Below are 13,161 nucleotides of genomic sequence, written 5' to 3'. Positions count from 1 at the left end.
TGAGAGAGCGATGCCCTTCGGGGTAGTCAGAAATGACACAAAACAGAGATTAAACTAAAGAGTTTGATCCTGGCTCAGATTGAACGCTGGCGGCATGCCTTACACATGCAAGTCGAACGGCAGCATAGGAGCTTGCTCCTGATGGCGAGTGGCGAACGGGTGAGTAATATATCGGAACGTGCCCTAGAGTGGGGGATAACTAGTCGAAAGACTAGCTAATACCGCATACGATCTACGGATGAAAGTGGGGGATCGCAAGACCTCATGCTCCTGGAGCGGCCGATATCTGATTAGCTAGTTGGTGGGGTAAAAGCCTACCAAGGCGACGATCAGTAGCTGGTCTGAGAGGACGACCAGCCACACTGGGACTGAGACACGGCCCAGACTCCTACGGGAGGCAGCAGTGGGGAATTTTGGACAATGGGGGCAACCCTGATCCAGCAATGCCGCGTGAGTGAAGAAGGCCTTCGGGTTGTAAAGCTCTTTTGTCAGGGAAGAAACGGTAGTAGCTAATATCTATTACTAATGACGGTACCTGAAGAATAAGCACCGGCTAACTACGTGCCAGCAGCCGCGGTAATACGTAGGGTGCAAGCGTTAATCGGAATTACTGGGCGTAAAGCGTGCGCAGGCGGTTGTGTAAGTCAGATGTGAAATCCCCGGGCTCAACCTGGGAATTGCATTTGAGACTGCACGGCTAGAGTGTGTCAGAGGGGGGTAGAATTCCACGTGTAGCAGTGAAATGCGTAGATATGTGGAGGAATACCGATGGCGAAGGCAGCCCCCTGGGATAACACTGACGCTCATGCACGAAAGCGTGGGGAGCAAACAGGATTAGATACCCTGGTAGTCCACGCCCTAAACGATGTCTACTAGTTGTCGGGTCTTAATTGACTTGGTAACGCAGCTAACGCGTGAAGTAGACCGCCTGGGGAGTACGGTCGCAAGATTAAAACTCAAAGGAATTGACGGGGACCCGCACAAGCGGTGGATGATGTGGATTAATTCGATGCAACGCGAAAAACCTTACCTACCCTTGACATGGATGGAATCCCGAAGAGATTTGGGAGTGCTCGAAAGAGAACCATCACACAGGTGCTGCATGGCTGTCGTCAGCTCGTGTCGTGAGATGTTGGGTTAAGTCCCGCAACGAGCGCAACCCTTGTCATTAGTTGCTACGAAAGGGCACTCTAATGAGACTGCCGGTGACAAACCGGAGGAAGGTGGGGATGACGTCAAGTCCTCATGGCCCTTATGGGTAGGGCTTCACACGTCATACAATGGTACATACAGAGGGCCGCCAACCCGCGAGGGGGAGCTAATCCCAGAAAGTGTATCGTAGTCCGGATTGGAGTCTGCAACTCGACTCCATGAAGTTGGAATCGCTAGTAATCGCGGATCAGCATGTCGCGGTGAATACGTTCCCGGGTCTTGTACACACCGCCCGTCACACCATGGGAGCGGGTTTTACCAGAAGTGGGTAGCCTAACCGCAAGGAGGGCGCTCACCACGGTAGGATTCGTGACTGGGGTGAAGTCGTAACAAGGTAGCCGTATCGGAAGGTGCGGCTGGATCACCTCCTTTCTAGAGTGCGCACGAAGTTAAGCGTCCACACTTATCGGCTGTAAATCAAGAACAGTTATTTGGTGAAGCACGGTCTGCAGCACAACGCTGTGATGACTTGCTACTGATACTGATCCAAGCGGGTCTGTAGCTCAGCTGGTTAGAGCACCGTGTTGATAACGCGGGGGTCGTTGGTTCGAGCCCAACCAGACCCACCAAAGTTTCGGGGGTTTAGCTCAGCTGGGAGAGCACCTGCTTTGCAAGCAGGGGGTCGTCGGTTCGATCCCGTCAACCTCCACCAAGAAATGTCAAACCTAAGTCAGCGTTATGCGTATGACGTAGTGATTTAGGTTTGATCTTTTACGATCAATGGCTGTTTTTGTTCTTTAACAATCTGGAAGAAGTAAAGATTCATTTAAACGATCGCCAGGACTTCGGTTCTTGCGAAAGTAAAAATGGGTGTGATTGTATCAATCAAAGTATTACGAAGTGATCTTAGCAATTAGAAGACTTACTTTGGAATACGGCAAACGCTAAAACTCAACGCTTCATATAACGCTCTTGCAAAAGAGGCTAACGTTATAGGAACAAGCGAATAAGTGCACATGGTGGATGCCTTGGCGATTACAGGCGATGAAGGACGTAGTAGCTTGCGATAAGCTGCGGGGAGCTGGCAAACAAGCTTTGATCCGCAGATTTCCGAATGGGGAAACCCGGCCGTAAGGTCATCGTTATCTGAATACATAGGGTAACGAAGCGAACGTGGCGAACTGAAACATCTAAGTAGCTACAGGAAAAGAAATCAACCGAGATTCCCAAAGTAGTGGCGAGCGAAATGGGATCAGCCTGCAAGATTTAGCATCAACGATAGCAAAACGGAATGGAAAGTCCGGCCATAGTGGGTGATAGCCCCGTATGCGAAATCGATGGTGTGGAACTAGGCTTGCGACAAGTAGGGCGGGACACGTGAAATCCTGTCTGAACATGGGGGGACCATCCTCCAAGGCTAAATACTCGTAATCGACCGATAGTGAACCAGTACCGTGAGGGAAAGGCGAAAAGAACCCCGGAAGGGGAGTGAAATAGATCCTGAAACCGTGTGCATACAAACAGTAGGAGCCTCGTAAGGGGTGACTGCGTACCTTTTGTATAATGGGTCAGCGACTTACATTCAGTGGCAAGCTTAACCGAATAGGGAAGGCGCAGAGAAATCGAGTCCGAATAGGGCGTTCAGTCGCTGGGTGTAGACCCGAAACCAAGTGATCTATCCATGGCCAGGTTGAAGGTGCGGTAACACGCACTGGAGGACCGAACCCACTAATGTTGAAAAATTAGGGGATGAGCTGTGGATAGGGGTGAAAGGCTAAACAAACTTGGAAATAGCTGGTTCTCTCCGAAAACTATTTAGGTAGTGCCTCAAGTATCACCATCGGGGGTAGAGCACTGTTATGGCTAGGGGGTCATCGCGACTTACCAAACCATTGCAAACTCCGAATACCGATGAGTGCGAGCTTGGGAGACAGACGCCGGGTGCTAACGTCCGACGTCAAGAGGGAAACAACCCAGACCGCCAGCTAAGGTCCCAAAGATTGGCTAAGTGGAAAACGAAGTGGGAAGGCTAAAACAGTCAGGAGGTTGGCTTAGAAGCAGCCATCCTTTAAAGAAAGCGTAATAGCTCACTGATCGAGTCGTCCTGCGCGGAAGATGTAACGGGGCTAAGCCAGTCACCGAAGCTGCGGATATCCGTAAGGATATGGTAGGAGAGCGTTCTGTAAGCCTGTGAAGGTGTCTTGTAAAGGATGCTGGAGGTATCAGAAGTGCGAATGCTGACATGAGTAGCGATAATGCGGGTGAAAAGCCCGCACGCCGTAAGCCCAAGGTTTCCTGTTCAACGTTCATCGGAGCAGGGTGAGTCGGCCCCTAAGGCGAGGCAGAGATGCGTAGCTGATGGGAAGCAGGTTAATATTCCTGCACCGTCGTTAGATGCGATGGGGGGACGGATCGCGGAAGGTTGTCCGACTGTTGGAATAGTCGGTTTTTGCATCGAAGAAGGCTGTTAGGCAAATCCGGCAGCGTAATTCAAGGGTGTGAGACGAGCGAACTTGTTCGCGAAGCAATCGGAAGTGGTTCCAAGAAAAGCCTCTAAGCTTCAGTCTAACGAGACCGTACCGCAAACCGACACAGGTGGGCGAGATGAGTATTCTAAGGCGCTTGAGAGAACTCGGGAGAAGGAACTCGGCAAATTGGTACCGTAACTTCGGGATAAGGTACGCCCAAGTAGTTTGACTGGCCTGCGCCAGAAGGACAAAAGGGTTGCAATAAAATGGTGGCTGCGACTGTTTAATAAAAACACAGCACTCTGCAAACACGAAAGTGGACGTATAGGGTGTGACGCCTGCCCGGTGCTGGAAGATTAAATGATGGGGTGCAAGCTCTTGATTGAAGTCCCAGTAAACGGCGGCCGTAACTATAACGGTCCTAAGGTAGCGAAATTCCTTGTCGGGTAAGTTCCGACCTGCACGAATGGCGTAACGATGGCCACACTGTCTCCTCCCGAGACTCAGCGAAGTTGAAATGTTTGTGATGATGCAATCTACCCGCGGCTAGACGGAAAGACCCCATGAACCTTTACTGTAGCTTTGCATTGGACTTTGAACCAATCTGTGTAGGATAGGTGGGAGGCTTTGAAGTAGGGACGCTAGTTCCTATGGAGCCAACCTTGAAATACCACCCTGGTTTGTTTGAGGTTCTAACCTTGATCCGTTATCCGGATCGGGGACAGTGCATGGTAGGCAGTTTGACTGGGGCGGTCTCCTCCCAAAGTGTAACGGAGGAGTTCGAAGGTACGCTAGGTACGGTCGGACATCGTGCTAATAGTGCAATGGCATAAGCGTGCTTAACTGCGAGACTGACAAGTCGAGCAGGTACGAAAGTAGGACATAGTGATCCGGTGGTTCTGTATGGAAGGGCCATCGCTCAACGGATAAAAGGTACTCTGGGGATAACAGGCTGATTCCTCCCAAGAGTTCATATCGACGGGGGAGTTTGGCACCTCGATGTCGGCTCATCACATCCTGGGGCTGTAGCCGGTCCCAAGGGTATGGCTGTTCGCCATTTAAAGTGGTACGTGAGCTGGGTTTAAAACGTCGTGAGACAGTTTGGTCCCTATCTGCCGTGGGCGTTGGAAGTTTGAAGGGGGCTGCTCCTAGTACGAGAGGACCGGAGTGGACGAACCTCTGGTGTATCGGTTGTCACGCCAGTGGCATTGCCGAGTAGCTAAGTTCGGAAGAGATAACCGCTGAAAGCATCTAAGCGGGAAACTCGCCTTGAGATGAGACTTCCCGGGAACTAGATTCCCCTAAAGGGTCGTTCGAGACCAGGACGTTGATAGGTCAGGTGTGGAAGCGCAGTAATGCGTTAAGCTAACTGATACTAATTGCCCGTGCGGCTTGTTCCTATAACATTAGCTCTGTTATAGACAAGTTGAGCATATATTGTGTTTGCCCTAGTGCATCACACCCCAAGAATCTATTAAATACTTCTTCCAGTTTGGGTTAGTTGCTGCTCCATCGAGAGCAACTGGCTTTACAAGTTATGCCTGATGACTATAGCAAGTTGGTACCACCCCTTCCCATCCCGAACAGGACCGTGAAACGACTTCGCGCCGATGATAGTGCTGCAACCAGTGTGAAAGTAGGTCATCGTCAGGCTTGTTATCCTCAAGAACCCTCGTTACGAAAGTAGCGAGGGTTTTTGTTTTGTGCGTTCGGTTTTTATTGGGCAGGCAGGCGGAATACATTCCGTTGTGACTAGCGATTTGCGTGCTGTCATCTCGCAGCCTGGAAGCGGTGAAACGCTTCAGCCGCTCGTCAAGATGGCTTGGTGTGACCTGGCCGCTGTACACCGCATCCGCCGAACGACGCATTGCTTCATCTTTTCCACAGGCGCTCTCAGCGCATCGTCCGGATATCGGGCGGTCCAACCCCCTTCTTCATATCGCCATCGAACCGCTGACCTGAGACGAATTTTGTAGCCACCGGATAAGTGAGTTCTTTATGCTAACGCCAAGGAGAACTCAATGAAGAAGCGATTTACGGACGAACAGATCATCAGCATCTTGCGAGAAGCAGAGAGCAAGGAGATTGCGACGGTAGATCTGTGCAAGCGCCACAACATTACTGAGCAGACCTTTTACCGCTGGAGAAACAAGTTTGGCGGTATGGATGTCTCGGATGCCCGGCGGCTCAGAGAGCTTGAGTCCGAGAACGACAAGCTCAAACGCATGGTGGCGGAACAGTTGCTGGTGATTGATGGCTTGAAGGAGTTAAGCCGAAAAAAATGATGACCTCCGCGGGCCGGCGCGAAGCGCTGGAAGTCCTTACTCGTCGGGGGCTGTCGCAACGCAAGGCATGTCGCTATCTGGATCTGAGCCGGCGGATAGCGGGTTATCAGTTGCTACAACCAGAAAAGGATCGGAGCCTGACGCAGCAGCTCATCGCGGCGTCGCAAGAGGTCCCTCGATTCGGCTATCGGCGTATGTCTGCCTGGCTGGCCTTGGGCGAGTCCCGAGTGCGGCGACTCTGGAGCGCGCTCAAACTAGGCATCCCCCGAAAGCGGCCTCGCAGGCGTCGATGCGGCAACGACATTCGGCTACCTGGAGCAACCAAGCCCAATTCGGTCTGGAGCTACGACTTTGTTCATGACCAGATGGTGGATGGACGCTCATTGAAGATGCTGTGCGTGATCGATGAATACACCAGGGAATGCCTGGCCATCGAAGTTGCTGCCAATTTGCGTTCTCAGGACGTCATCCTGACGCTCTCGCGCTTGATGCGGTTACATGGAAAGCCGGCCTACGTTCGGTCGGACAATGGAGCCGAGTTCACAGCGGCCAAGGTCATGCGCTGGCTGCGGGATGCCTCCGTTGGTCCCGCCTTCATTGCGCCAGGCAGTCCATGGCAGAACGGATTCGTCGAAAGCTTCAATGGCAAACTGCGTGACGAACTGCTTAACCGGGAGTGGTTCCGCAGCCGGGCAGAGGCGAAAGTGCTGATTGAAAGATGGCGTCAGTTCTACAACGAGCGCAGGCCGCATAGCGCACATAACTACCAACCTCCAGCTACGGTCCGTCGAACTTGGCTGGAATCGAATATGATCGACAACCGACTCACTGCCTGACTGGCTACAAATTACCGACGCAGGTCACCGCCCTTTACCAGGCGCGCTTTGTCTTTTCCACAGGCCATCTAAAGGTAAAGCCGGTTTATGTTTTCCACAGGTCCAACTCCTGCTGACTGGCCATGGATAATTTGTCCACAGAGAACCTGCGCAGTGAAGCCCTGCGCTTCTCAGGTCAACCTCATACCTCGTAGAACAAAGTGCGGGATCATTTACTAAGTTCCTCGAAACACCCACTACAAAAACCAACACCAAAAGAAAAGCCGGCAAAGCCGGCTTTTCTAATAAACAAACGATGAACTCATCACCGCGGAAAACGACGCAACTTATCCCCAATCCCCGCCGGGGATGCGGTTCAAGCCACTTTGTCCACAGCCGGAACTAACTGAAAACAGGATACAAAAACTTATACACAGGCGTTCGACGACCCTACCCTCTTCTGCGCTGAATGACGAACGAGCCAGACCAAAAACTAAGTTTTCCACACCCTCCACATTCCTGCGACTCAACGCTCACCCCGCAACAGATCTGAAATGCACCAGCGCATTCAAGCCTTCAACCGCCCCCTCCTTGCTGATCCGATTGCGCAAGCTGATGGTCGCCTGCATCGAATCGACAATCTCTCCGCAGATGGTCAGCCCCAACCCGCCGGCTGATGAGACATTGGAAGAAAACGCCTTGAACACATTCTCCATCGCCTGGTCATCGATCCCCTCTCCGCTATCCCATATCAGCAGCTCCGCGACATCTTCCCGTGCACTGATGCGAATGCCCAGCTTCCCATGCACAGGCGTATGCCGGATCGCGTTATGCAGCAGATTGGAAATCAGCTCCCCGATCATCCACGGATGACCCATCACGAGAATCTTCTCCCCTTCCAGCTCGAAGTCCAGATCCTTCTCCGCAATCAGCGGCGACAGATCCACGGCCGTCTCGCGCGCCAGCATGCCCAGGTCACACACCTCCTGCGCACCCCGACCGCGTATCTGCTCGACCTTGGCCAGGGACAACAATTGATTGGCCAGCGTCGTGGCCCGCTCGACGGTACCCGACATCTCCTGCCAGATCACCGGTGCCGGCGCATCGCCCCGCAAGCCCGACTGCAACTGGGTTTTCAGCACCGCCAATGGCGTACGCAACTGATGCGAGGCATTGGCCACGAAACGTTGCTGGTGATCCAATAGCCGTCGCAAGCGCGCCATCAACTGATTCAAGGCATCGATGAACGGCTGCAATTCACGCGGCGCCATCGGTGGTGCCACGGGCGAGAGATCATCGGCCGGTCGCTCATCAAGCTGCCGCCGCAAGGCATCCACCGGTTGAAGCGCACGCCGCACCACATACAAGGTCACCGACACGATCACCACCAGCAAGGCCGCCTGACGGATCAGCGTCTCCCAGAAAATCTTGCGTGCCAGCGCACTGCGGTTCTCCATCGTCTCGGCCACCTGCACCAGTGCCGCGCCGCGCGGATCATTGGTCACCACCGGCTGGAACAGCGCTGCCACCCTGACCGGCACGCCGTTATAGGAATCTTCGTAGATATGCGCCAGGGCCGGATAGATGGCCTCCTTGTCCGCCTTCCCCTTGTAGGAAGGCAGATCCTGATCGCCCTCGAAGAACTTGCCGTCCAAGCCATTGATGCGATAAATCATGCGACTCGAATAATCGGCCTCGTAGATTTCCAGCGCGGCATACGGCAGCGAAGCCTTGAGCTCACCATTCTCGATGCGCAGCAGGTCGCCAATCGAATGCACCGATGCAATCAGCATCCGGTCATAAGCGGTATTGACCGACTCCAGCGTATTGCGATAAAGCGAAAAGGAGTCGATGACGATGAACAGGGCAATCGGCGAAATGATCCACGCCAACAGATAGGCGCGCACCGACCGACGTCGCGAAAACAGATGTGCCACGTCCTCAGCCCTCGCCGCCCTGCTGCTGCCGATCCCGCAGCAGATAACCCAGCCCGCGCAGGGTCATGATTTCGGCACCGGTCTCCATGAGTTTCTTGCGCACCCGGTGCACCACGACTTCGATGGCTTCGAGCTGCGTGTTCTCCTCCATCGGGAAAACCAGCCTGAACAATTTCTCCTTGGTCACCGCATGTCCCGGCTTGGCGATCAATGCCTTCAACAGCGTATGCTCGCGCGGCGTCAACTCCAGCGGCTCATCGTCACAATAGAACGCCCCCGATGCCCGGTCAAAGCGCAAGCGCCCGCAGCGCTGCCCACCGTCATCGGCATTGGTACGCCGCCGCAGCAGCGCGCGAATACGCGCATCGAGCTCATCCAGATCAAAAGGCTTGGCCAGGTAATCATCGGCACCGGCATTGAGCCCCACCACGCGATCCCCCACCGCGCCGCGCGCGGTCAGCACGATCACCGGGGTACCGATGTCCTGCGAGCGGATGCGCTGCAGCAGGTGCAGCCCGTCCAGTCCGGGAATATTGAGATCGAGCACCACCAGGTCGCCAATCCCGTCCTTGATGTGCGAGAGCGCACTGATGCCATCGCCGCAATGCGTGACCTGGAAGCCGCGCCGCTCCAGCGCGCGCACCAGGGCGCGCGACATGTCGATGTCATCCTCTACCAGCAGGATATGCATGATCTCCCGTGTCGTTATCGTTGTGCAGCCGCCTTTATACCGCCAATCCACGCAGGGCGCGAGCCCCGTCTCCCCACGCTTTGAAAGCAGATTGAAAGCCACTGGAAAGGCAGCTGACAGGAAACCCCCTCATCGGCGGCATCGTCCCATGGCAAAAGCCGTCCCCCTCGCCTACACTCCCGCACATCGCCGGCCACGCATCGATCAACACCGCCGTCGCGACCGGCACCAAGACCAAAACCATCTCCAGGAGACAGCATGACCCCACGTCTGATCAAGACCCTGTTGGCACTCGCCCTGGCCGCTCCGGCCATCGCCTTCGCCCAGGACACCTGCAGCAATCGCGGCGACCTCGACCAGCAATACTGCGACGCCAATCACGACCTGACCGCCGACACCCCCACCGATCCCAAGAAGCTGAAGAACCCCAATACCCTGGTCTTCACCTTCACCCCGGTGGAAGATCCGGCCGTCTACGACAAGATCTTCAAGCCCTTCACCGACTACCTGTCGCAATGTACCGCCAAGAAGGTGGTCTTCTTCCAGGTGCAATCCAACGCCGCTGAAATCGAAGCCATGCGCTCGGGCCGCCTGCACGTCGGCGGCTTCTCGCCGGGACCGACCAACTTCGCCGTCAACATCGCCGGTGCCGTGCCGTTTGCCGTCATCGGTGACGCCAAGGGTTATCAGGGTTACACCCTCAACGTGATCGTGCGCAAGGACAGCCCGATCCAGAAGATGACCGACCTGAAAGGCAAGAAGGTCGCCCACACCGCGCCTTCGTCGAACTCCGGCCACATGGCCCCGATGGCCTTGTTCCCCAAGCTGGGCGTGACCCCGGACAAGGACTACAAGGTCATCTTCTCCGGCAAGCATGACCAGTCCATCCTGGGCGTGAACTCGGGCGACTACGATGCTGCTGCCATCGCCTCCGACGTGTTTGATCGCATGGTGGAACGTGGCGTCATCAAGGCCGAGAACTTCCGCGTCATCTGGCACAGCGAGAAATTCCCGACCCAGGACTTCGCCTATGCGCATGACCTGGAGCCGAACTTCCGCGACAAGATGCTCAAGTGCTTCTACGACTATCGCTTCACCGATGAGCTCAAGAAGGCCTTCGCCGGTTCTGATCGCTTCTACCCGATCAACTACAAGAAGGACTTCGAGATGGTGCGCTTCGTCGCCCAGTCCGCCGGTGAATCCTTCAACCGTGCCGCCTACGACAAGCAGAACGCCGGCAAGAAGTAAGCAGCACCGCAAGGCATCCGTGACCTCCGGTCCGGATGCCGCAAGACGATTCCATCCAGCACAAGCAACACGGCCCCTGCTCATCGGCAGGGGCTGCGGCCCCTCGCATCCCGCAGTCTGCCGCGCACCACCAGAAACATCACCAGAGAAAGCGTCTCCCATGTCACACGCCATCGAAATCCAGGGCCTGGTCAAGGAATACAAGCCCGGTCATCCCATCCTCAAAGGCATCGACCTGAAGATTGGCGACGCCGGCCTGATCGCCATCATCGGCCCTTCCGGCACCGGCAAGTCCACCCTGATCCGCTGCATCAACCGCCTGGTCGATCCCAGCCGTGGCGCGATCTGGTTCGAGGGCGAAGGCAAGCGCGTGAACCTGGCCGAACTGCGCGGCCGCGCCCTGCGTGAACAGCGCCGCCACATCGGCATGGTGTTCCAGGAATACAACCTGGTAGAACGCCTTTCCGTGATGGAGAACCTGTTGTGCGGAAGACTGGGTTACGTCAATGCCTTCACCGCCTGGCGCCGCAACTTCGCCAAGGAAGATATCGCGCACGCGTTTGAATTGCTCGATACCGTGGGCCTGGGCAACTTCGCCAACCAGCGTGCCGATGCGCTCTCCGGCGGCCAGCGCCAGCGCGTGGGCATCGCCCGCGCCCTGATGCAGCGCCCGCGCTTGCTGCTGGCCGATGAACCGACGTCCTCGCTGGACCCCAAGACCTCCTTCGAGATCATCTCGCTGCTCAAGGAACAGGGCCGCGCCCAGAAGATCCCGGTCATCGTCAACATCCACGACGTGGAGCTGGCCAAGCGTTATGCCGACCGCATCATCGGCATGTCCGGCGGCCACGTGGTCTACGACGGCAATGCCGAGAACCTGTCGGATGACTTCCTCAAACAGATCTACGGCGGCGAGGACTGGCTGGCATGACCACTTCCACGACTTCCTCCACGCCCCGCGTGAGCCTGGCCTTCAAGCCGCAACTGGCCACCCGTGTGGTGATCTGGCTGATCGCGCTGTATGCGATCTACGCAGCCACGCAACTGGGTTTCTCGTGGGAGCGTTTCTCTTCCGGACTTGGAAGCGGCGCCAAGTTCCTGGGCCGCATGTTCCCGCCCGATCTCTCCAAGGGTGACATCCTCTGGGGCGGCATCAAGGAGACCCTGCAGATCGCCGTGCTGGCGTCGCTGTTTGGCATCCTCTTCTCGCTGCCCATCGGCCTGATGGGCGCACGCAACCTGATGCCCTCATGGATATCCTGGCCCGCGCGCGCACTGGTGTCGGTGTGCCGCTCGCTGCATCCGGTGATCGTGGCCATCCTGTTCGTCAAGGCCGTGGGCTTTGGTGCACTGGCGGGGGTACTGGCGCTGATCGTGGCCTCCATCGGTTTCATCGGCAAGCTCTTTGCCGAAGCCATTGAAGAGATCTCCATCAAACAGGTCGAAGCCATCCGCGCCACCGGTGCCTCCTTCATGAACGTGATCCTCTTCGGCGTGCTGCCGCAGGTGATGTCGCGCTTCGTCGGTTTCTCGACCTACCAGCTCGACTCCAACCTGCGCAACTCGACCATGGTCGGCATCGTCGGTGCGGGCGGCGTAGGCGGCGTGCTGTTCTCCGCCTTCCAGCGCTTCGATTACGACTTCGTGCTCACCATCCTGGTCACCATCATCACCATCATCGTCGTCGGCGAACTGCTGGCCAATTCGGTCAAGAAGGTTTTCAATGTCTGATACCGTCCTCCCCCGCCCCGCTGCCGCGCTCAACCCGGCCGAGCGCGAATGGCAGCGCCATACGCCCCTGCAGCGCATCCTGCGTTTCACCGTGTGGCTGGTCATCGCCCTGGCCGTAGTGCAATCCCTGCGCTATATCGAGATCATCCCCGAGTTCCTCTACGATGCGCCCGAGCAGATGAGCGACATGCTCGCCCGCATGTGGCCCATCGACTGGGCCTACTTCAGCAGCGACGTGCAGGCCGGACTGATCGAGACCTTGCACATCGCCACCCTCGGTACCCTGCTCTCCATCGTGCTGGCCATTCCCTTTGGCCTGCTGGTAGCGCCCAACCTGACCCGCCATCGCGGCCTGAACCTGTTCGCCCGCATCGTGCTGGTGGCCAGCCGCTCGGTCAATTCGCTGGTGTGGGCGCTGCTGTTCCTGGCCATCTTCGGCCCCGGTCCGCTGGCGGGCACGCTGGCCATCGCTTTCCGCTCGATCGGCTTCGTCGGCAAGATGGCCGGCGAGACCATCGAGCAGATGCCGCGCGGCCCCATCGAGGCGCTGCAGGCATCGGGGGCCAGCAAGTTCTCCGAGATCTGGTATGGCTATTGGCCGCAATTGAAGCCCGCCTTCATGTCCATCGTGCTGCTGCGCTGGGACATCAACGTGCGTGAATCTGCCGTGCTGGGCATCGTCGGTGCCGGTGGCGTGGGCATGGTGCTCGATACCGCGCTGAACCTGTTCCAGTGGCCGCGCGTGGCGACGGTGCTGGTTTCCATCTTCGCCATCGTGATCGTGACCGAAGTGGTGGTCACGCAAATCCGCAAGCGCATACTCTGACCGGGAGC

At 56.4% G+C, this 13,161-nt stretch carries 7 protein-coding genes, 2 tRNA genes and 3 rRNA genes; 10 read left to right on the top strand and 2 right to left on the bottom strand.

The genetic code is table 11. The features are described from left to right. The first annotated feature begins 51 nt into the window (after positions 1-51). The 6 genes from ACLRDN_RS24675 to ACLRDN_RS24650 all read left to right on the top strand — a co-directional run bounded on the left by ACLRDN_RS24675 (position 52) and on the right by ACLRDN_RS24650 (position 6,741). A 16S ribosomal RNA gene (locus ACLRDN_RS24675) occupies positions 52-1,584 on the top strand. 120 nt (positions 1,585-1,704) lie between these two features. Beyond that, positions 1,705-1,781, top strand: a tRNA-Ile gene (locus ACLRDN_RS24670). Between the two features lie 7 nt (positions 1,782-1,788). Further along, positions 1,789-1,864: transfer RNA gene (locus ACLRDN_RS24665), tRNA-Ala, on the top strand. Between the two features lie 284 nt (positions 1,865-2,148). Further along, positions 2,149-5,020: ribosomal RNA gene (locus tag ACLRDN_RS24660) — 23S ribosomal RNA — on the top strand. A gap of 140 nt (positions 5,021-5,160) precedes the next feature. After that, positions 5,161-5,273, top strand: a 5S ribosomal RNA gene (gene rrf, locus ACLRDN_RS24655). Together the 16S, 23S and 5S rRNA genes with 2 tRNA genes alongside form the textbook arrangement of a ribosomal RNA operon. A gap of 368 nt (positions 5,274-5,641) precedes the next feature. Beyond that, positions 5,642-6,741, top strand: a protein-coding gene (locus tag ACLRDN_RS24650) for an IS3 family transposase (protein ID WP_413457468.1) whose coding sequence is annotated in 2 segments (ribosomal slippage) — positions 5,642-5,894 and positions 5,894-6,741 — 1,101 coding nt in all. Because the reading frame shifts where the segments join, the coding sequence is not laid out codon by codon here. Between the two features lie 512 nt (positions 6,742-7,253). On the opposite strand, the gene ACLRDN_RS24645 is transcribed toward ACLRDN_RS24650, so the two are convergent. Both ACLRDN_RS24645 and ACLRDN_RS24640 read right to left on the bottom strand, forming a co-directional pair. Next, positions 7,254-8,657, bottom strand: coding sequence for a sensor histidine kinase (locus ACLRDN_RS24645; protein WP_413458412.1), 1,404 nt, complete (start codon positions 8,655-8,657; stop codon positions 7,254-7,256). A 4-nt stretch (positions 8,658-8,661) separates the two neighbouring features. Continuing rightward, on the bottom strand, positions 8,662-9,348 hold the full coding sequence (locus tag ACLRDN_RS24640; protein ID WP_088755402.1) for a response regulator transcription factor: 687 nt from the start codon (positions 9,346-9,348) through the stop codon (positions 8,662-8,664). A gap of 258 nt (positions 9,349-9,606) precedes the next feature. On the opposite strand from ACLRDN_RS24640, the gene phnD reads away from it, so the two are divergent. From phnD to phnE (ACLRDN_RS24620), 4 genes are all read left to right on the top strand, one after another. Then, entirely contained in the window at positions 9,607-10,596 is a 990-nt protein-coding gene (gene phnD / locus ACLRDN_RS24635; protein WP_034339821.1) for a phosphate/phosphite/phosphonate ABC transporter substrate-binding protein, read from the top strand. A gap of 160 nt (positions 10,597-10,756) precedes the next feature. Beyond that, complete coding sequence (phnC, locus tag ACLRDN_RS24630; RefSeq protein WP_013236645.1) at positions 10,757-11,527, top strand: phosphonate ABC transporter ATP-binding protein; 771 nt, start codon at positions 10,757-10,759, stop codon at positions 11,525-11,527. Further along, complete coding sequence (phnE, locus tag ACLRDN_RS24625) at positions 11,524-12,327, top strand: phosphonate ABC transporter, permease protein PhnE (protein WP_413458411.1); 804 nt, start codon at positions 11,524-11,526, stop codon at positions 12,325-12,327. The genes phnC and phnE (ACLRDN_RS24625) overlap by 4 nt, the downstream gene beginning before the upstream one ends. After that, the gene (phnE, locus tag ACLRDN_RS24620) at positions 12,320-13,153 is read left to right on the top strand and encodes a phosphonate ABC transporter, permease protein PhnE (protein ID WP_034339830.1); all 834 of its coding nucleotides are present in this window, start codon (positions 12,320-12,322) and stop codon (positions 13,151-13,153) included. Before phnE (ACLRDN_RS24625) ends, phnE (ACLRDN_RS24620) begins: the two co-directional genes overlap by 8 nt. Positions 13,154-13,161: the final 8 nt, after the last annotated feature.

Origin of the sequence: Herbaspirillum huttiense (assembly GCF_047300815.1) — a bacterium.
Taxonomy (GTDB): Bacteria; Pseudomonadota; Gammaproteobacteria; order Burkholderiales; family Burkholderiaceae_D; genus Herbaspirillum; species Herbaspirillum huttiense_A.
The sequence above is the reverse complement of the archived record's forward strand: the minus strand, read 5'-3'. Positions and strand labels throughout refer to the sequence as shown.

What these genes read in the sequence shown, in the direction of transcription:
- phnE (WP_034339830.1), top strand. Translation starts at nt 12,320, where the DNA reads ATGTCTGATACCGTCCTCCCCCGCCCCGCTGCCGCGCTCAACCCGGCC.
- phnC (WP_013236645.1), top strand. Translation starts at nt 10,757, where the DNA reads ATGTCACACGCCATCGAAATCCAGGGCCTGGTCAAGGAATACAAGCCC.
- ACLRDN_RS24640 (WP_088755402.1), bottom strand. Translation starts at nt 9,348, where the DNA reads ATGCATATCCTGCTGGTAGAGGATGACATCGACATGTCGCGCGCCCTG.
- phnD (WP_034339821.1), top strand. Translation starts at nt 9,607, where the DNA reads ATGACCCCACGTCTGATCAAGACCCTGTTGGCACTCGCCCTGGCCGCT.
- phnE (WP_413458411.1), top strand. Translation starts at nt 11,524, where the DNA reads ATGACCACTTCCACGACTTCCTCCACGCCCCGCGTGAGCCTGGCCTTC.